Genomic DNA, 19,609 nt, shown 5'->3' with positions numbered 1-19,609 from the left:
TAAACTATGCTTATTATACGAACCATGCCTTAAAACCCAAATCATCTATGGTAAGCGTTATGAAAATGTCACATATACACACAGAAATTCAAGCCGGTATTTTAAATTACCTTTCAATTCACCCTGATGCCTCTGCGCCAGTAGAAGATATTTGCTCACGTTGGTTAGCTAACGAAAGTGTGGCGCACAATATTGAGCAAGTTCAAACTGCCGTTGATCGACTTGTTGAGCATGGTGAAATGCATAAAATGTCAGACAGTGATTTGTATTCATTATGAGTATACCAAGCCATATTTACGCGTAGTCAAAAAATTCAGTATTTGGTAAATATCACTAGTTTTAATTTTATTGTTTGTTTTAACCTCCTTACAGACCTTTGTTTATAAGGGGTTTGTAGTTGGTATGTATGTTGCTTTAAGTGAATGGAATTTACAATATATACACAAGGCATTTACATGAGCGAGCAACAACTTAAACAATTCCGCATTTACTTTACTGGCGCAGTGACAATAATAATTTCGGTGCTATTAGTTTGGCAGTATTTTAACGGTGGCGTGCCAGTCCATCACATTTTGCATAGAGCTGATATGCCAGGAATTTCAAATTGGTGGGGCGCAGTGTTATTACCAGGGCTATCATGGTTTCTACTGGGGCGAATTCATAAACGTATTATTGATTCTCCTGAGCATAACAACGAACAAACGTATCCAAGATCAGTAATTATTGGATTTACTGCGGCGTTAGTTTACGGGACAGTATTTTCGGCAAGCTTTGCCTACGGTTTTTCTACTATAACGTCAATTATGTTTCCTTGGGTTTTGGTTTTAGCGATATTTTTTAAACTTTATAAAGAAGAGTGCGTACTAGCTGTTATCCTTAGTATGTCATTTGTATTCGGCGCGGTGCTGCCTACCGTATTTGCCATAGTCGTTGGCCTTGTATCTGCTTTGATATATCACCTTGTGCATTTTATTTACTCGCGTACTTCTGCCTTAATGATGAAAACAAGATAATCATTTTTTTTAAGTCTTTTTTTCATAGGCAACGGGAGTTCATAGAGAAAATAAAAAAGTTTAGTGTTTAACCTTTACACTTTGAAATATAAGCTATTCTTTAAGGTTAGATACTAAGGTCTGTTGAAAGGTCAGCAGACTCTAATACTTTGTAATTTATTTAGGTTACTTTTAAGTATTAACGTAAAAGGCCTAACTAAGCATGACATCTGAAGCTGTAAACCAACAAGATAAACCCGCGAAAAAGAAATTCCTCAATAGTATCAATCACTTTAGAGGTATCGCCATAATATTTATTGTTATGGCGCATTGCTATCGTCCAGCGGGTTGGCAAATTGAAACGCTTGCGGATAAGTTTTGGTTTAACCTGATGATGAATGGCACCGTATTTTTCGTCTTTATTTCAGGCTTTTTATTTCACCATGTTTTTTATAATCGTTGGGATTATGAAAAGTATATGAAGAATAAAACCAAGTACGTATTTGTACCTTATTTCTTATTATCTTTACCTTGGATTGTATGGCACTTACTTGCTGGACCTGAGCCTTCATTGCATGTCCTACATGCCAACATTAGTGATACTTCTACTGCAGCAACCTGGTATGTATTAACCGGTAGGGCATTGACCGCATATTGGTATATTCCAATGGGAATGATGTTATTTGCCCTTTCTCCTTGGGTGATGGGCTTAATTGCGCGAAAGTCACTGCTACAGTTTGCTATTCCTTTGGCAATACTTGCCATGTTGATGCACCGACCCATTTCTAATTTAAATGCTATTCAATCTCTGATCTATTTTTTACCTGTATATCTAATCGGCGTTTGGACTTCGGTAGAGAGAGACAAAATATTCCCTGTAATAGATAAGCTTTGGTTTGTAATGCTGCTAGGTGCTATTGGTTTAGCCATAGGGCAAGCTTTCTTCTTTGGTGCTGGCGTATTGAACAAGCATGCCTTTGAGTTAACGGTATTAGATTTGATGCTGCCACAAAAACTACTTTTAACCTTCGCCTTACTGGCAGTTTTAAATAAGTTTGAACATATCAGCATTGGTTTTTTACAGAAGTTAGCCGAAGTAAGCTTTGCTATTTACTTTATCCACCCTTGGATAACTACGCCTTGGTGGATGATTTATAACAGTCCAGATGTTTTTAACATGCAGGGACAGGGAAATATTCTAACAACGCTGTTGGTTACTATGGGCGTAATTGCCATTTCGTACCTTATTGCTAAGCTTTTTAAGAAAGCGTTAAAACATCGCAGTCGTTACATTATTGGTTGGTAAACATGAATTTACTTTACGAGGTTCACCTTATATGCGCATTGGTATAGTTTGCCACCCTACAATTGGAGGCTCTGGCTTAATTGCCACTCAACTTGGTATAGGGCTAGCTCGAATAGGCTATGAAGTTCATTTCATTTCTCATGCTCGACCTTTTAAATTAGTCGATGAAAAGGGCATATTTTTTCATTGTGTCGAAGGCATAGACTACCCCTTGTTTGATGATCCGCTTTATACCTTTGCCTTAACGGCGAAAATAGTTGAAGTAGCGAATACTTACGATTTAGATTTAGTGCATGCGCATTATTCTATTCCACATTCGTTATGTGCATACCTTGCCTCAGAAATTACCCATAAGAAGTTTCCAACCGTTACTACTATTCATGGCACGGATGTTACCGTTGTTGGGCAAGACAAACCGCTTTATCCACTAAATAGATTCAGTATTAACAAAAGCACAGTGGTTACTACCGTTTCTAATTTCCAGCGGCGCTATACCAAAGAACAATTTGAGATCAGTAAATCGATTGAGGTCATTTACAATTTTATAGACCTTGAAATTTTTTCTCCTAAACACGCAAGTTTAGAACGAAGACGTATGTTAGCCAGTGATGACGAAAAAATATTAATGCATATTTCAAACTTTCGTCCGGTAAAAAATACTGAAGCAGTAATTGAGGCATTTCATATGGTGCAAGCTAAGGTGAATGCTCGTTTGGTGTTACTCGGCAATGGGCCAGATTTAAATAAAATAAAATTACTGTGCGAGCAATTGGGTATTGCTGAAAAAGTCACGTTTTTAGGCGACGTTATGCATGTAGAAAATATTCTTCCTAATGCCGACTGTGTATTTCAACCCAGTTATCACGAGTCATTTAGCATGGTGGCACTAGAGGCGATGGCGTGCGGAGTGCCTACCGTTACCAGTAATGCAGATGGTATTCCAGAAGTCGTAGAGCAAGGGAAGAGTGGTTTTATGTCAGAGCCAAACGACATCCTTGCAATGGCTAAAGATATAATTGATGTATTAAGTGATTCCCAATTACAGCAAAGAATGGGCGCTTATGGCCGAAAAAGAGCTGAGCAGAATTTTTGTTGGTCAGACAAAATTGCTGAATATGTGCAGTGTTATGAGAGAGCAATTTCAAAACGCCAGGCAAAATTAATTGAATTTCCTAAAAGACAACAACAATAGGAAAAAGTATGTTTGATAAAAAAAATAAAATGAGCATGTCAACCATGGTGCTACTCTCCTTTGCGTTAGGCATTATTTTTGGATTGTTTTTTGGTGAAATGTTAGCTTGGATGGGGATCATTGGTGATGCTTTTATTAAGCTATTACAGATGACCATTATTCCATACATAATCGTTTCATTAATTTCCAGCTTAGGTAACTTGTCCTATGAACAGGCTCGTTCGTTAGGAGTCAAAGTAGGTAAATTGATGCTTGTCATCTGGATCATCGGCTTATTAGTCATGTATTTAATTAAATTTACCTTTCCAGAATGGCAGTCGGGTTCGTTTTTCAGTTTAACCGCGTTAACCGATCCTGAATCTATTGATTTACTTGATTTATATATACCGGCAAATCCATTTTATTCGTTATCAAACAGCTATATTCCGGCCATCGTTGTGTTTTGTGTTGCCACAGGTATCGCGCTTATTTCGGTGGATGAGAAAGAGTCATTAATGAAGCCTATGGAGTTATTAGGCGCTGCGTTTAATAAAGTGACTCAATATATTGTAAAAATGATGCCAATTGGTATTTTTGCGATGACCGCAGCAACTGCAGGAACGATGGACTTAGCTGAGTTTCAAAAGTTGCAGGTGTACTTTGTCGCTCATATAGTAATGACTATTATTTTAACTTATTGGGTGTTGCCGGCAATTTTAGCGACGATTACCCCGTTTTCCTATCGTGATATTACAGGTATTGCCAAAGATGCGATGATCACTGCATTTGCTGCCGGTAATATATTTATCATTTTGCCGTTATTAATTGAACGTACTAAAGAGCTGTTTCATAAATATAATTTAGGTGACGAAAACACTGACAACTATTCAAATATCATTATTCCTGTAGTGTTTAGTTTTCCTAATCTGGGTAAATTATTAACCATAGTATTCGTATTATTTGCCGCTTGGTTCTCTGGCAGAGAGCTGGATTTTTTCACCTACCTACCTATGTCTATCAATGGGCTTATTAGCTTGTTTGGTAGTGTGTATTTAACCATACCTATGTTATTGGATTCATTAGAGCTTTCTTCTGATTTATTTCAATTGTTTATGGTATCCAGCTTATTTACCAGTCGTTTCACATCGCTTTTAGCGGCAATGAATATTTTCATTCTTGCCGTGGGTGGTACCGCTATGTTGGCAGGCATTGCCAAAATAAGTATGAAACGTTTGGCGGTGTACAGCGCATTAACGCCGGTGGTTTTTGTGGTTATTTTTTCACTGACAAATATGTTGTTAAGCAGTTTCGTTGACACTGAATATGTTATGGATGAAGTCGTTACAAAAATGGAAACAGCAAACGAACTGCCTGAAGAAGTTAAAACTTACCTTTGGGATGATTTAGCGCCAACCATATCGCCAAGATCGATTGCAGATATAAAGAAGAATGGCTATTTAAATGTTGGCTATAACCCTAGACAAGTGCCTTTCTCATATTTTAATGCTAATCAAGAACTGGTTGGCTTTGATATTGAAATGATGAAAAAACTCGCGTCTGAATTGGATGTTAAATTGGTTTTCATACCTTACGATGACGTTAATGCCGTGAAAGCATTAAACAGAGGTCAATTTGATATTGCCATTTCAGGGCTGCAAATGACTACAAAACGTATTCAAATGTTAAACTTCACCAATCCAGCGCTGACACTGCATTATTCTATCGTGGTGAAAGATCATCGAGCTGATGAATTTTTAAATAGTGATTATTTAAAAACGGCTGAAAAAATCACCTTAGCATCGGTTGGAGAGTATTCAATATCATCACAGTTGATCAAGATGTATCCGAACGTTGAAATACAACGAATAGAATCAGATAAAGAATTTTTTGATGATAAAAGCGGTAAGTGGGATGGCTTAATTATTAGTTTAGAAGCAGGTCAAGCTTGGACTATTTTATACCCTGAATACGTTGCGATTTATAACCGCGATGACATTAAATCTTTCCCAATGTCTTATGCTGTTGCTCGAGACAATATTTCATTGCAAACCTTTTTAAACAGCTGGCTTACCATTCAGGAATCATCGGGTCATATTGAAAAGTTATATGGTTATTGGATTTTAGGTGAAAATGCGGTGCCTAAACAACCTCGTTGGTCAATCATAAAAGATGTACTGCACTGGGTTGATGATAAAGACGGCGATTAATAAATAGGGGGAAGCATAACTGCTTCCCCCTAATTAATATGTTCTGTTTGAAGTATTCGAGTTACTCTCTTAGTAGATGCAAGAAGTGGGTATGCTTCTGGTATTGATCAATCACATCGTTAATTATTGCAATTTCAGACCAACCCATAATATCGTAATCTTGACCGCCTTCCATTAAATGCACTTCCGCCCGATAATACATGTCATCGTCGTTACTATCATCATCGCTGGCAAAGTCAGGTTGAGTGTGCATTTTCTTGTGCACACCATAGGCAAAGTCATATTCAGTACCATGGTTTACTAAAATCTTGATGCCATTTTTAGATTGTTCTATTTCAGCATTAATACCATTAAGTTCAAATTGTTCTTTTAATTTGCTAAACGCTTTAAAAACTTTCACTTCGATATACTTGGTGGCATTTTTTTTATCGGGGTGAGACACCAGGTTATCCAGTTTTTCTCGCCACTGTTCGGCATCTTGATAATAATTGGTCGGCATGGCATTAACTAATAAACTTTCTTTTTTAACACTCTCTATTTGTAACGCCCGCATTAAGCCAAAAATAGCAAACAGCAATACAATAGAAAACGGCAAGGCACTGGCTATAGTCATGGTTTGCAAGGCACTTAAACCTCCGGCAACAGAAAGTATCGCTGCAACTAAACCTACACTAATCGCCCAAAATAAACGTTGCCATAATGGCGTGTCATTTCTACCGTTAGAGCACAACATATCGATAACCATCGCGCCAGAGTCACATGAAGTGACAAAGAAAATAACGATCATTACTACTGATAAAATGGTTAATGCCGTTGTAAATGGGAAATTTTCCAAAAACACAAATAAGGCTACCGAGCTATTTTCTCCAACCATTTGTGCCAAGTTTGCACTAGTACCGTCAGTAACCATAGAAATAGCGGTGTTACCAAAAATTGTCATCCATAACAGAGTGAATGCAGTAGGTACTAACATTACCCCTAAAATAAATTCTCTTATGGTTCGGCCTCGAGAAATACGCGCAATAAATAATCCTACGAATGGCGCCCAGGCAAGCCACCACCCCCAATAAAATATTGTCCATCCACCGATCCAATCTTTTTTATCATAAGCGAATAAGTTAAATGAGGTATGGACTAAATCAGACAAGTAGGCGCCAATATTTTGTACATAAACTTTGAGTAAAAACACACTAGGCCCAAGCACAAATACTAATGCTAATAGCGCAATAGCCAGCAACATATTGGTTTGCGATAAAATTTTAATACCCTTGTCTAGTCCGGTTGCTACAGACACAGAAGCGAGAGCCGTTATAGCAATCATAATGAAAATTTGATTTTGGGTGCTAACATCAATACCAAGTAGGTAATTTAGTCCTGAATTAACTTGCGTCGCTCCTAAGCCTAAAGATGTGGCAACCCCAAATACGGTACTGACCACAGCAAAAATATCAACTAAATGACCCGGCCAACCATAAATTTTATCACCAATAATAGGGTGAAGGGCCGATCGCAGGGTTAAAGGCAGCTTATGGCGATAACAAAAATAGGATAGAATTAACGCGACAATGGCATAAATTGCCCAAGCGTGTAATCCCCAATGAAAAAAGGTTATTTTCATCGCTTCCCGTGCAGCTTCCAAGGTGTTTTTTTCAGCCGTTGGTGGAGACAGATAATGCATAACCGGCTCAGCCACGCCAAAGAACATTAATCCAATACCCATACCCGCAGCAAATAACATTGCAAGCCAAGTACTGAAACTGTAATCAGGACTTGCGTGATCAGGCCCAAGCTTTATTGCACTGATACTTGAGATACTCATATATATAGCAAATACAAGTATTATCGTTACGGTTAACACATAGAACCAGCTGCCGTTAGTGACAATAGTATTTTGTAAATACGAAAAGTTGCTCCCAGCAGTGCTAGGGTCTAGAACGGTATAAATGATTAACGCAAGAATGAACAGTGAAGATACTACGAAGACCGGCTTGTTTAATTTATCGATATTTAGGTTCATAAACGCAGCTGACAGTAAAATGTGAAAGATACTTATAGTCTAGCAGAGTTAAATTTTTTGACTGTAAAACAATGTATTAACGATTATCCGAGCCTAATCGAAGAGTACCTCTTATGAATAGTCGTTTTACAAAGGCAGCTTTTTATAGAAAAGTTGTTGCGTTTAAGGCGCACTTGTTTAGTGCGCTTTGCTGTTCAACCTAGGGCAATGAAAAATTCAATGCAACATTCATATTATATAACTCATTGTTATTGCAGCACATTTAATATTGGCACTGTGTTTGCTCTATCTAGTTTATATATCGGTTATTTAATCGAAATCGCTACATAGCGATTTTTAATGAACTAGGAAAGAACTATGAGCGCAGATACTCAAAGTACACAAAATATTGTCGTCGTCGGAAATGGCATGGTTGGCCATCACTTTGTTGAGCAGCTTAGCCAAAATTCAAATTACAACATTACCGTGTTGTCAGCAGAATCACGTTTAGCTTACGACCGAGTGCACTTATCTGAGTATTTTTCTGGCAAAACTGCTGACGATTTAGCTCTAACAACACCTGAGGTTTATCAACAGCTTGGCGTTAACTTTTACCTTGATGCCAAGGTTACTACTATCGACAAAAGCCGAAAAGTGGTGACTACCGAGCAAGGAGAGTCATATAGTTATGACAAGCTTGTGCTTGCTACTGGCTCGTATCCATTTGTTCCGCCAATTCCAGGCAAAGAACGCGAGCACTGTCTAGTGTATCGTACCATTGATGATTTAGATGCGATTCAAGCGTCTGCCAATACCGGTAAAACTGGTGTCGTTGTTGGCGGTGGTTTACTTGGCTTAGAAGCGGCAAATGCATTAAAAGAATTAGGTCTAGATACTCATGTAGTGGAATTTGCTCCGCAGTTAATGGGCGTTCAGCTTGACCAAGCTGGCGGGCAACAGTTGCGTAAAATGATCGAAGAGCTTGGTGTTACCGTTCATACCGAAAAAGCCACTAACGTAATTACTGATGGTGAATCAAGTGTTCATAAAATGGAATTTGCCGACGGCACTCACCTTGAAACTGATTTAATTTTATTTTCAGCGGGTATTCGTCCTTATGATAATTTAGCTCGTGAATTTGATTTAGCCGTTGGTGAGCGAGGCGGCATTGTAGTGAACAATCAGTGCCAAACGTCAGATGAGGATATTTACGCCATAGGCGAATGTGCATTATGGAATAACTTTATATTTGGTTTGGTCGCCCCTGGTTATACCATGGCAAAAGTTGCCGCAAGTCATATTGATGGCGGTGAAGAGTCGTTCACTGGCGCAGACATGAGTACAAAATTAAAACTGATGGGCGTTGAAGTTGGCTCTATTGGTGATGCCCATGCTCGCACACCGGGTGCTCAATCTTACACTTATCAAAATGAACGCGATAATGTTTATAAAAAAATGGTAGTAAGCCAAGATGGCAAAACCTTATTAGGTGCCGTACTTGTAGGGGACACCAGTGAATATGATTCGTTATTGCAATACGCATTAAATGGCATTGAATTGCCGGAAAACCCTGACGCGTTAATTTTACCAAGCAATGGTGGTGAAAAACCTACTTTAGGGGTAGATTCATTACCTGATACTGCAACTATTTGTTCATGTTTAAACGTAACCAAAGGCGATATTGTTGCTGCCGTTGATGCTGGTGCTACCGATGTTGGTGCTATCAAAAGCGTGACTAAAGCTAGCACCGGTTGTGGTGGTTGTTCGGCGCTGCTTAAAAACGTTGCTGAAAATGAGTTTGCCAAACGTGGCCTTGAAGTTAAAAAGGACATCTGTAGTCACTTTGTTTATAGCCGAACTGAATTGTTTCATATCATTAAAGCTGAAAAAATTAAAAACTTTGATACCTTAATTGCTAAACACGGTAAAGGCATGGGCTGTGAGATTTGTAAGCCGGCAGTAGGGTCAATTTTAGCCTCAGTGTATAACGATTACATCCTGCAAGACGACCACTTGCACCTGCAAGATACTAACGATACTTACTTAGGTAATATGCAAAAAGATGGTACTTATTCAGTAGTACCGCGTATGCCTGGCGGCGAAGTAACGCCAGAAAAACTTATTGTTATTGGTGAAGTCGCGAAAGAATACAACTTATATACCAAAGTAACTGGCGGTCAGCGCATCGATTTATTTGGTGCTCGCGTTGACCAATTACCCGCAATTTGGAAGCGCTTAATCGATGCTGGTATGGAAACAGGTCATGCCTATGGTAAGTCATTGCGTACGGTAAAATCTTGTGTTGGTAGTACCTGGTGTCGTTATGGCGTACAAGACAGTATGTCGATGGCCATTTTCTTAGAAGAACGCTACAAAGGTTTACGTTCACCACACAAAATCAAATTTGCTGTATCGGGTTGTACCCGTGAGTGTGCTGAAGCACAAAGCAAAGATATTGGTGTAATAGCCACTGAAAATGGCTGGAACTTATACGTGAGTGGTAATGGTGGCATGAAACCGCGCCATGGTGATTTATTTGCTACCGACTTAGATGATGCCACATTGATTAAATACATCGATCGTTACTTAATGTTTTATGTCCGTATGGCTGACAGGTTACAACGTACTTCAGTATGGTTGGAAAGCCTGGAAGGCGGGTTAGAGTACATGCAAAAGGTCGTTAAGGATGATCATTTAGGCATTAACGATGAGCTTGAACGTCAAATGGATGCCGTTGTCGCCACTTATCAATGTGAGTGGAAAACAACCGTAGAAAGTCCTGAAAAATTAAAACGTTTCCGTCAGTTTGTTAACTCTGACAAGCAAGATGAAAACATTCAATTTGTCACCGAACGTGAGCAAATTCGCCCGGCAACACTTACTGAAAAAGCAGCAAATGGCCTGCTTATTGAAACAGTAGATGTTACTGCGGTAGAGCCCGCTTAACCACTTTAGGTTTATTAGGAATAAAATAATGACTGTAATAACTCGTAGCAACACAAATTGGCAAACGCTGTGTCAAAAAGATGATTTAGTAAAACATTCAGGTGTTTGCGCACTGTTAGATAATGAACAGCAAGTCGCAATTTTTCTAATTGATGATGACAGTGCTTTTACTATTAGCAATTGGGATCCAGCCGGTAATGCTAATGTGCTTTATCGTGGTTTGATCGGAGATGAAAATGGCGAAGTTTTTGTCGCCTCGCCGTTATACAAAGAGCGCTTTGCGTTAAGTGATGGTCGTTGTTTAGACGATGAATCACTGTCTGTAACCAGTTATGCCACTCGTATTGAACAAGGCCAAGTACAAGTATTGGTTTAGTTTTAAAAAGTAAATAGTTTAGGAACGCATGTTATGAATAGCTCGAGTTTATTTAACCCATTTTACAGCTTTACTCGTTTTGTAAAAATGAGCATAAGCAACTTAAATAACAGCGGTGCTGACTATAACACTCTGTCGAATAATACTAACCGTCAAGGGCAAGTCTATTTAATTGGTGGTGGCTGTGGTGATCCTGAATTACTGACTATGAAAGCTCATCGCATTCTACAGTCAGCCGATATTATTATGGTTGATTGGTTAGTAAATCCAGACATGTACCAATACTTTCCTAAACAAGCACAAGTTGAATTCGTTGGAAAAAAATGTGGCAAACACAGTATGCACCAGGATGAAATATGTCAAACAATGTTAGCGCATGCACAAGCCGGAAACACCGTTATTCGTTTAAAAGGCGGCGACCCAAGCATTTTTGGTCGTTTAGCCGAAGAAACCGAAATTCTGACCAAGCACCAAATCCCATTTGCGATAATTCCAGGAATAACAGCAGCTAGTGGTTGTGCTGCCTACTCAGGCATCCCGCTAACGCATCGTGATTGTGCGCAATCAGTAAGATTTGTTACCGCTTCTCTAAAAGACAGTGATGCTGAAGCCAATTGGCGCAATATTGCTAATGAAAAAGATACTTTAGTATTTTACATGGGCCTGAATAAAGTAGCGCAAATTAGCGAAAGATTAATAAAGCATGGTATGCCGGAGACCATGCCAATTGCCATCATTGACCAAGGTACGTTAAGTGATCAGCAGGTGTGTTGTAGTGATTTAACTAACATTGCTAACGATATGAAATTTTATGATTTCAAAGGCCCTGCGCTTATTATTGTTGGTGAAGTGGTAAATAAACGCCAAGCTATATCAGAGTCAATGTTAAGCGCCATTGAGTTACAGGCGCAAAGCTAGAAAAATACTCTGTCATGCCGGAGGACTAGTGCAAGGATGCACGTAGGTAGAATAATGCAGGAGCAATTATCGAGCTCAAGCGACATCCGGTACCTCCTCCAGTAATAGTGTGCTTATAATAATTTAACTTTAGTTATTTTTTAGATGCAGTTCTAATGGCCATTAATGAGAGCACCATTTTCATCCAAGGTATCTGATGGCGAGGCAAGTTCGTCATCCCATCTTAGTGGCGGTACTTTACCAAATGAAGGTTCATGAACGCCAAAGGTACAGATTGGTCCGTATGGGTATGTGTCGGTAATGTAATAGCCATAAACACCATTTATATCAGTAGCGCCGTTACATTCATCCAAATTACCCGTATTGCCATTATCAAATTCCCAATCGTCTATGTAACGGCCTAACGGCACACCAAACGGTTCATTGGTAAAGCTGAAATCAAAATCTGTTGGTCTATTAATGACATCCCAAGGTGTAGGTGGTGTACCGTGTTCTTTAAATGGAGGCGTGTCAGTATAGGGAACACGAGATTGACCAAAGCCATTAAGATCAGGGTTTAATCCCCAATTCTTAAGCACATAACCCGATTTTGCTTTCACTAACTCTCCCGCTTGATTGACAAACCATTGGCCATAAATTGGAAAGCCATCTTTAGCGTAGCCAATTAACGGAGAGCCTTGCGGTGAAGGAGCGTGTTCATGTTCACTGTCGTCTTGCAGTGGATGGGTCATCGCATGATAATGATAGGTCCCTTCAAAACCATGGCCGTAATATTCATCGAAAATCGCCGCCATATTTTCTGCTTCAGGCTCTTGTAATGTATAAGCTGGAATTTCAAACCAAACCGAGCCAGGTCCACAGCCTGTTGCATTACCCGCTGCGTTTACCCTAGGATGATCTGGGTTGTAACAAAAGCCAGAATCCATGGCAATGCCAATACCATTTAGCAAAATACCATCATAATCCATAAAGTTGGTAGGATTTCTGTCGGTATCGTCTGCCACTAATGGCTCAGACATTTTCGGGTGTACAGGAATATAAGTAATCTGCATATCGTCATGATCGATTTCAGTTACCCAAACATTGATTTGATTAGGCGCGCCTACCCCCCAACCAAAATCATGGTTCGGGATCATGTTATGTGTCATACGACAATGCGTAGCCAGTTCAGGATCTGAGGTTGGCTCTACGTTTTCGTAATTCCATCCCCCGGCTATATGCGGGTTATCGGGGTCTTGGATATAATCACCACTAACGATGACTAAATCTATGTTGACCTTACTTTTGGTATTAGTACCTGGAAAGTAAGGCGCACCATCGGCAGCATTAGACTTATCGCTCATTCCTGCAGAACTATAATCACCGTCATTTTTATCAACAGCGTAAACTCTGCAATCTGGGTTTCTATTGACTAAAACAGCATTGAGCATTCCCGATTCGGTTTCATTTAAATCAGGATTTTCCTGATAACCATCGGGCTCTGGAGTCGGTTCAGGAGCAGGATCGGGAGTCGGATCTGGCGTAGAAACAGGGGGAGGCACTTGTACATCTTTACTCGAGTCCGAACTACCACTACCACCGCATGCCATTAGTGAAAAAGTAAAAAATAATATAATGAGCTGTTTAACAGCAGAAGAGTTTTTAGTTGGTTTCATACAATGTCCAAGTCTCTATATGTTGGCAATTTAAGTGCCGACTTCATAGGTTATAAACTTGCATAATTATTGCCAAAAGTGAATGAAGTACAACGTAAATCTTTTGTAAAGAATGTCAATAAGACTCTGTAACATGATATAACATTGATAGTTTTTTTGTCCGTTGATACAAAGGTTTACCGTTAAGTTTTTATGGAAGTAAGTAAAATATTGTTTAAGTATCTTGGCTATTTTGCGCTGATCATAATTGTTCAATCTTGTAGCGTACAAACTAAGCCACTTAATTTATCCCCTGATATTGATGAGTCATTCTTTAGTGAAGGAGAACTTGCCCAGTCAGCACAGTGGTGGCTTGCATTTGAAGACGAACAGCTTAATGAATTAATCGCGCTGGGGCTACAGCAAAATCAATCATTACGCGCGTCACTTGCCAATGTTAATCGCGCTAAAGCCAGCCTTGGCATTAGCCAGTCAAAAAAATATCCCGACCTAAATCTTACGGCCGGTACTAATACCGATATTGAAAAGTTAGATGGTGCAGATACTGCTTATGTCGGCTTTACAACCAGTTGGGAATTGGATGTTTGGGGACAAATAGCAGCGCTTGAACAAAAAGCAACGTGGGACTTAGAAGCCAAAAAAGCATTATACAAGGCTCGCGCAAACAGCGTTGCCGGCGCCATTAGCACCGCGTGGTTTGGTTGGCTTGCCGAAGTTGATAAACAGCGTTTATTTGCTGATCAACACAAACGTACCAGTTCTGCTTTAAAAGTCATCAATCGTCGTTTTGCTTTGGGAAAGAATTCAATTACTGACATTTGGCAGCAACAACGATTGTTAGAATCAATTGTTGCTCAGCAGGCTGTGAATGATGCACGCTTAGCGATATATCGTAAACAATTAGCTTTATGGGCTGGTGTTAAAAATTCCGATTTACCACAATTAACCAAAGCCTCTTTGCCACAAATTTCAGGTTTACCTAAAATGGGTTTGCCGATACAAATATTGCAATTTAGACCGGATATTCAACAAGCATACGCTAACTTACAAGCATCTAATGCAAGTTTAGCTGCAGCATCAACAGAGCGATTTCCAAGGTTATCGCTGAGAGCAAACTATTCAACCAATAAAAATAGCGTTAAGGATCTATTTGATGATTGGAGTGGCTCGCTTATTTCATCCCTTGCTATGCCAATATTTGATGCTGGTGCAATACAGTCAAAAATTAAGCAGCAAGAATACCAACTTGAAGCATCATTTGCTGACTATAAACAAACTTGGTTTGATGCAATTTTTGACGTTGAAAAGTCACTTATTACTGAGCAACAATTAGCCAAAGTGGCAGATAATATTTCACTTCAAATGGGCCTTGCTAAAAAAACAGAGCGGGTTATATCGATGAAATATTTAAATGGTAAATCTAATTACTTAAATCTACTAAAAGCGCAAGAAACCAGTCTGAATCTTGAGCGACAAGTTGTTGATGCGCAATTTACCTTAATAAATAATCGAATTTCTTTATATCGAGAATTAAGTCATGGCGACTTTGCTCAAGAAAGTGATAAAGAAAAACAGACAGACTTTTCTGCTAAAACAATAATCGATGAAAATACCTAATGAATAAAATTACCCCTCTGCTGAAAAAATCAATACCGTTAGCTCTCGTAATCATCAGCATCCCTCTGGCAATGTATCTTTTAGATTCTGGAAAAATGGAAAAACCACAATGGAAAAAGGGAGGTAAGCCAAAACAGCGAATAGTACGAGTTGTTGATTTGCAAAAAGGATCGGTTATACCTAAGTGGCAGTCTTCAGGTATGGTTAAAGCTAATGAAACCGTTAACGTTTTGGCTCAAGTCTCGGGTAAAGTCACTCAGGTTAACGCTATCGCCAGACCGGGTGCCTTGTTAGAGCGTGGTGAGTTGTTAGCTAAAGTTGATGACATAGACTATGTATTAGCGTTGCGCTCTCAGCAAAGCCAATTAGTGCAGGCTCAGGCGAGCTTAGAATTAGAACGTGGCGATCAAATATTGGCTAAGGAAGAATTAGCTTTATTAGAAGGTGTTGACCAAAATAGCTTAGAAACCGCACTCGTCTTACGCGAACCACAATTATTAATGGCGCAAGCAAAATTAGATATTGCTAAAGCAAATGTAGAAAAAGCAGAAATTGCCTTACAACGCACGAATATAGTTATGCCATTCAAAGGCAAAATAGTGAGTAAGTCGATTGGCCGAGGCAGCAGAGTCGGACAAAACAGTAATTTATTTAAAATTGTAAATGTTGATACTTTCTGGGTTGAAGTGAAGATCCCACGTACCTTTCTTGGGCTGTTTGATAGCACAAAAGCTGCCGTGATAACGCAACCTAAACTTTGGGGTGAAGACGTAACCCGAACCGCAAAGTTTGTGTCAGTGTTACCTGAGTTGGATACTCGAGACCGTCAGGTCAAAGTATTATTAGCGATTGATAACCCTTTATCATTAAATGCAGACAATATAGTTGATGCTAATAAACCGCCAATATTTATCAATGACTTTTTGAGTATTGAATTACAGGGTGAGGCTATTAATGATGCTTGGGTTATTAAAAGTAATTGGCTACAAGCAGATGATTCTATTTGGGTCGTTGATAGAGCTAATACACTGCAAAAACGCTTTGTCGACGTGTTATTCAAAAGCCGAGATTCTATTTATATCAGAGCTGACTTTATTAAAGGTGACAGAGCATTAAGCGAAAAACCAGGCATTGCCAGTGTCGGGTTAGAAGTTAGACCAATAAATATAAATAAACCCAGAAAAATAAAACAAGTATCTACAAATGAACATGATTTAATTGATAAAAAAAAGCAACAGCGCCGTGAAAGAGGTAAATTTTAATGAGCTTTAATCCAATGACATGGATGATCCGCCACGGTATTGCTCCTAATTTATTAATGTTTGCGTTGTTGCTTGGTGGCCTGGTTATGTCGGTAGTTATTCGCAAAGAATATATGCCAGAAACTACCCTTGATAGCATATCTGTTACTGTTGCTTATCCAGGTGCCTCGCCCAGTGAAATGGAAAATTCTATTGCTGTCCCCATTGAAGACTCCCTTGATAGCTTATCGGGTATACGAAGTATACGAACCTCAATATTCGCAGGATGGGTTCGAATTAAGGGCGAGCTTGAGGCTGGTGCAGACGCTCAACAAGTGTATCAAGACGCACAGCAGGCGGTAAATCGTATTTCATCGTTTCCATCGGGAATGGAACGTCCTAAAGTAAATTTAGGAAAACGCATCATCGATGTGATGGAGATTGTTGTCCATGCTGATCTTGATAAATTCAATGTTAAGAGAGTGGCTGAACAAATACGCGATCGTATTTTACAATCTCCTTATATTTCTCAAGTTAAATTAAGTGGTATTCCTCGTGAAGAGATACATGTTGAAATACCGCAAAGTACACTGCAAGCCTATAATTTAACGCTATCGCAAGTGTCATCTAAAATTAAACGTGGCGTTATTGAGCAATCAGCAGGAAAAATTAAAGCGGATAATGGTGATATTTTATTATCTATTGATGAACGGACTTATTGGGCTGACGAACTCGAAAAAATGCCTTTATTATCATCAGAGCAGGGTGACCAATTAGTACTAGGTGATATCGCACAAGTTAGCGAAGGCTTTGCGGATGAGCGCTATTTAGTCACATATAATAAACAGTTATCGGCGAGATTAAATATTTACCGCGTAGGTGATCAAAGCCCTAGCGACATTGCTGATTCAGTAAAAAGTATGTGGCCTGAACTCGAGGCTATGCTCCCCCCTAATGCTGGCCTTTCTATTGTTGATGATGATGCGACAAATTATCAAAAGCGTTTGGGATTATTACTTAATAATGCGTTTATGGGACTATTGCTAGTTCTAATTTTAATGAGCCTATTTTTAGAGTTCAAATTAGCCTTTTGGGTTGTTGCAGGTATACCAAGCGCTTTTTTAGGTGCTATTTTATTAATGCCGAGTTTTGATGTTTCGATCAATATGGTGTCGATGTTTGGTTTTATTATTGCACTCGGTATTGTGGTTGATGACGCTATTATTGCCGGTGAAAATATTTATGCCCATATGGAAGAGGGAATGTCCTATTCCGATGCTGCCATTCTGGGCGCCAAAGAAGTTGCTAAACCCTTAACCTTTGCCATTTTAACCAACATTGTTGCCTTCTTGCCCTTGTTGTTATTGCCTGGTTTTATGAAGTTATTGTTCGGGGCAATACCGGTAGTGGTCGTGCTTTGTTTTGTTGTTTCTTGGGTTGAAGCGTTATTTATTTTGCCGGCGCATCTTGCAAACATAAAAGAAAAGAAACCCAATGTAATTACCGCCAAATTTAAGGCGCTGCAAAAGCACTGTGATAAAGGCTTACAAAAGCTCATTTCTCATTATTATACGCCGTTATTAAAGAAGTGTTTAGCTTGGCCAAGTTTAACGTTAGCCATTGCTGTTTTATGTTTTGTGTTAGTTATGGCTTATGCATTTAGTGGCAAAATGGGCTTTGGTTTATACCCTAAAATGGATGGTCGCTGGGTTAAAGCCAGCTTTGAAATATCAGAGAGTGAACCTCTTGAACAAGCAATAAAACTGAGGGATATATTAGAAAGAAGCAGCCAAGAAATGCTAAAACGGCATGACGCGGAAGATATATTGGTTAGCACTCGCAGTATTATCATCGATACTGGGGTAGAAGTGAGCTTACTGTTGGTTGAGAGTGAAGAACGAGACGTTAGTACCGAGCAGGTTCGCATGTGGTGGCGAGAAAGCTCTGCCGAACTTAATAAAAAAGGTAAGTTACGCTTTAGTGGTGCTCGTCGTGGTAGTAGCGCAGTAGCCGCTACTTCGGTAACCATAGAGTTGCGTCATAGTGACGCCGATGTGTTACTTGCTGCAACGCAAGATGCTGCTTTATTTTTTGAAGGGATAGACAATGTTGTTGCTACCGTCAACTCCATGGAAGAAGGTAAGCCAGAATGGAAATTAAAACTCAATGAAAATGGACGTTCGTTAGGATTAGATGCAGCTGATTTAGCGGCACAAATGCGCGCATCACTATATGGTGCAAGAGCGCAAAGACAACACCGCCTGAGAAACGAAGTAACTACCTTGGTACGCTTACCTAGAGAGGAACGAGAGGTTGCTAACAACATTGAAAGTTTGCTTATACATACTAAAGGTGGCGGTTATGCGCCTTTAGGGAGTGTCGCGACCATTGAAAAAGTATTAGCACCTTCAAGAATAAATCGACGCAAAGGACAACGTATCGAAACCGTTGGCGCCGAAGTGTTACCTGAAGAGGCCATACCTGCGGTAACACAAGCTGTTCACGCGCATTTAGTAACCGAGTTAGAAGGTCGCTACCCAGGCTTAACAGTTCATTTTGGTGGTAACCAAGAACAAATAGCAGAAAGCGTGTCGAGTTTAGAGTTAGGTACTGGTTTTGCATTAGCTGCGATATATATTTTATTGGCTATTGCGTTTAAAAGTTATGCCCAACCGTTACTCATTATGGCTGTTATCCCCTTTGGTGCGATAGGCGCCATATTAGGTCATATGGTTTTAGGGCTTAGTTTGAGTGTGGTTAGTTTAATGGGCATGCTGGCACTTGCCGGGGTTGTTGTTAACGACAGTTTGATTTTAGTTGAGTATGCCAATAAAAAAACGGCACAAGGAGTTAGTTCCTTGCAGGCAATCACTCTTGCGTGTCAGCGTCGCTTTCGACCGATAATCCTTACCACATTGACTACATTTGGTGGTTTAGCTCCTATGGTATTTGAAACCTCACGACAAGCGCAATTTGTTGTGCCAATGGCCGTGTCGTTAGGTTTTGGGATTTTATTCACAACTATTGTCTGCTTATTAGTTTTGCCTTCTTTATACATTGTGTTCAATAAGGATAAGCAACCACTGGACAGTGAAGTTGGAAATACTGCTGAATTAGCAATGAAAACTGTGGTATAAATAACGCATTAATAATTTACGTTTTATCAAAATATACCAGAGCCTAG

General features: G+C 39.5%; 13 protein-coding genes. 11 read left to right on the top strand and 2 right to left on the bottom strand.

Annotated elements, in window-relative coordinates; translation table 11 throughout:
* Window positions 1–59 precede the first annotated feature (59 nt).
* From RI845_RS16945 to RI845_RS16925, 5 genes are all read left to right on the top strand, one after another.
* On the top strand, window positions 60–278 hold the full coding sequence (locus RI845_RS16945) for a hypothetical protein (RefSeq protein WP_348387358.1): 219 nt from the start codon (window positions 60–62) through the stop codon (window positions 276–278).
* A gap of 177 nt (window positions 279–455) precedes the next feature.
* On the top strand, window positions 456–1,013 hold the full coding sequence (locus RI845_RS16940) for a hypothetical protein (protein WP_348387357.1): 558 nt from the start codon (window positions 456–458) through the stop codon (window positions 1,011–1,013).
* A gap of 202 nt (window positions 1,014–1,215) precedes the next feature.
* Window positions 1,216–2,298 carry an acyltransferase family protein gene (locus tag RI845_RS16935; RefSeq protein ID WP_348387356.1) on the top strand — a complete coding sequence of 361 codons (1,083 nt, stop codon included), beginning with the start codon at window positions 1,216–1,218 and terminating at the stop codon, window positions 2,296–2,298.
* A gap of 31 nt (window positions 2,299–2,329) precedes the next feature.
* On the top strand, window positions 2,330–3,490 hold the full coding sequence (bshA, locus tag RI845_RS16930) for an N-acetyl-alpha-D-glucosaminyl L-malate synthase BshA (RefSeq protein WP_348387355.1): 1,161 nt from the start codon (window positions 2,330–2,332) through the stop codon (window positions 3,488–3,490).
* An 8-nt stretch (window positions 3,491–3,498) separates the two neighbouring features.
* The gene (locus RI845_RS16925) at window positions 3,499–5,676 is read left to right on the top strand and encodes a cation:dicarboxylate symporter family transporter (protein ID WP_348387354.1); all 2,178 of its coding nucleotides are present in this window, start codon (window positions 3,499–3,501) and stop codon (window positions 5,674–5,676) included.
* Between the two features lie 61 nt (window positions 5,677–5,737).
* On the opposite strand, the gene RI845_RS16920 is transcribed toward RI845_RS16925, so the two are convergent.
* Window positions 5,738–7,693: a BCCT family transporter gene (locus RI845_RS16920; RefSeq protein ID WP_348387353.1), complete on the bottom strand. Its 1,956-nt coding sequence runs from the start codon at window positions 7,691–7,693 to the stop codon at window positions 5,738–5,740.
* 357 nt (window positions 7,694–8,050) lie between these two features.
* On the opposite strand from RI845_RS16920, the gene nirB reads away from it, so the two are divergent.
* Genes nirB through cobA form a run of 3 tightly spaced genes read left to right on the top strand, consistent with a single transcriptional unit; the run spans window position 8,051 to window position 11,912 of the window.
* A complete protein-coding gene (nirB, locus tag RI845_RS16915) occupies window positions 8,051–10,618 on the top strand; it encodes a nitrite reductase large subunit NirB (RefSeq protein ID WP_348387352.1) in 2,568 nt (855 codons plus the stop codon).
* Window positions 10,619–10,646: 28 nt separating this feature from the next.
* Window positions 10,647–10,994, top strand: a complete 348-nt coding sequence (gene nirD, locus RI845_RS16910; RefSeq protein ID WP_348387351.1) for a nitrite reductase small subunit NirD — start codon at window positions 10,647–10,649, stop codon at window positions 10,992–10,994.
* Between the two features lie 33 nt (window positions 10,995–11,027).
* Window positions 11,028–11,912 carry a uroporphyrinogen-III C-methyltransferase gene (gene cobA / locus RI845_RS16905; RefSeq protein WP_348387350.1) on the top strand — a complete coding sequence of 295 codons (885 nt, stop codon included), beginning with the start codon at window positions 11,028–11,030 and terminating at the stop codon, window positions 11,910–11,912.
* A gap of 152 nt (window positions 11,913–12,064) precedes the next feature.
* On the opposite strand, the gene RI845_RS16900 is transcribed toward cobA, so the two are convergent.
* A complete protein-coding gene (locus tag RI845_RS16900; RefSeq protein WP_348387349.1) occupies window positions 12,065–13,567 on the bottom strand; it encodes a YHYH protein in 1,503 nt (500 codons plus the stop codon).
* Window positions 13,568–13,759: 192 nt separating this feature from the next.
* Here RI845_RS16900 and RI845_RS16895 point away from each other — a divergent pair, with 192 nt between their 5' ends.
* Genes RI845_RS16895 through RI845_RS16885 form a run of 3 tightly spaced genes read left to right on the top strand, consistent with a single transcriptional unit; the run spans window position 13,760 to window position 19,562 of the window.
* Window positions 13,760–15,184 carry a TolC family protein gene (locus RI845_RS16895; protein ID WP_348387348.1) on the top strand — a complete coding sequence of 475 codons (1,425 nt, stop codon included), beginning with the start codon at window positions 13,760–13,762 and terminating at the stop codon, window positions 15,182–15,184.
* Complete coding sequence (locus RI845_RS16890) at window positions 15,184–16,446, top strand: efflux RND transporter periplasmic adaptor subunit (protein ID WP_348387347.1); 1,263 nt, start codon at window positions 15,184–15,186, stop codon at window positions 16,444–16,446. Before RI845_RS16895 ends, RI845_RS16890 begins: the two co-directional genes overlap by 1 nt.
* The gene (locus tag RI845_RS16885) at window positions 16,446–19,562 is read left to right on the top strand and encodes an efflux RND transporter permease subunit (RefSeq protein ID WP_348387346.1); all 3,117 of its coding nucleotides are present in this window, start codon (window positions 16,446–16,448) and stop codon (window positions 19,560–19,562) included. Before RI845_RS16890 ends, RI845_RS16885 begins: the two co-directional genes overlap by 1 nt.
* Window positions 19,563–19,609: the final 47 nt, after the last annotated feature.

The organism is Thalassotalea nanhaiensis (assembly GCF_031583575.1).
Classification (GTDB): Bacteria; Pseudomonadota; Gammaproteobacteria; order Enterobacterales; family Alteromonadaceae; genus Thalassotalea_A; species Thalassotalea_A nanhaiensis.
This window is presented reverse-complemented; position numbering and strand designations above follow the sequence as displayed.

Bases quoted from the DNA above. Each gene is read 5' to 3' on its own strand.
- RI845_RS16945 (WP_348387358.1), top strand. From the start codon at position 60: ATGAAAATGTCACATATACACACAGAAATTCAAGCCGGTATTTTAAAT.
- RI845_RS16940 (WP_348387357.1), top strand. From the start codon at position 456: ATGAGCGAGCAACAACTTAAACAATTCCGCATTTACTTTACTGGCGCA.
- RI845_RS16935 (WP_348387356.1), top strand. From the start codon at position 1,216: ATGACATCTGAAGCTGTAAACCAACAAGATAAACCCGCGAAAAAGAAA.
- bshA (WP_348387355.1), top strand. From the start codon at position 2,330: ATGCGCATTGGTATAGTTTGCCACCCTACAATTGGAGGCTCTGGCTTA.
- RI845_RS16925 (WP_348387354.1), top strand. From the start codon at position 3,499: ATGTTTGATAAAAAAAATAAAATGAGCATGTCAACCATGGTGCTACTC.
- RI845_RS16920 (WP_348387353.1), bottom strand. From the start codon at position 7,693: ATGAACCTAAATATCGATAAATTAAACAAGCCGGTCTTCGTAGTATCT.
- nirB (WP_348387352.1), top strand. From the start codon at position 8,051: ATGAGCGCAGATACTCAAAGTACACAAAATATTGTCGTCGTCGGAAAT.
- nirD (WP_348387351.1), top strand. From the start codon at position 10,647: ATGACTGTAATAACTCGTAGCAACACAAATTGGCAAACGCTGTGTCAA.
- cobA (WP_348387350.1), top strand. From the start codon at position 11,028: ATGAATAGCTCGAGTTTATTTAACCCATTTTACAGCTTTACTCGTTTT.
- RI845_RS16900 (WP_348387349.1), bottom strand. From the start codon at position 13,567: ATGAAACCAACTAAAAACTCTTCTGCTGTTAAACAGCTCATTATATTA.
- RI845_RS16895 (WP_348387348.1), top strand. From the start codon at position 13,760: ATGGAAGTAAGTAAAATATTGTTTAAGTATCTTGGCTATTTTGCGCTG.
- RI845_RS16890 (WP_348387347.1), top strand. From the start codon at position 15,184: ATGAATAAAATTACCCCTCTGCTGAAAAAATCAATACCGTTAGCTCTC.
- RI845_RS16885 (WP_348387346.1), top strand. From the start codon at position 16,446: ATGAGCTTTAATCCAATGACATGGATGATCCGCCACGGTATTGCTCCT.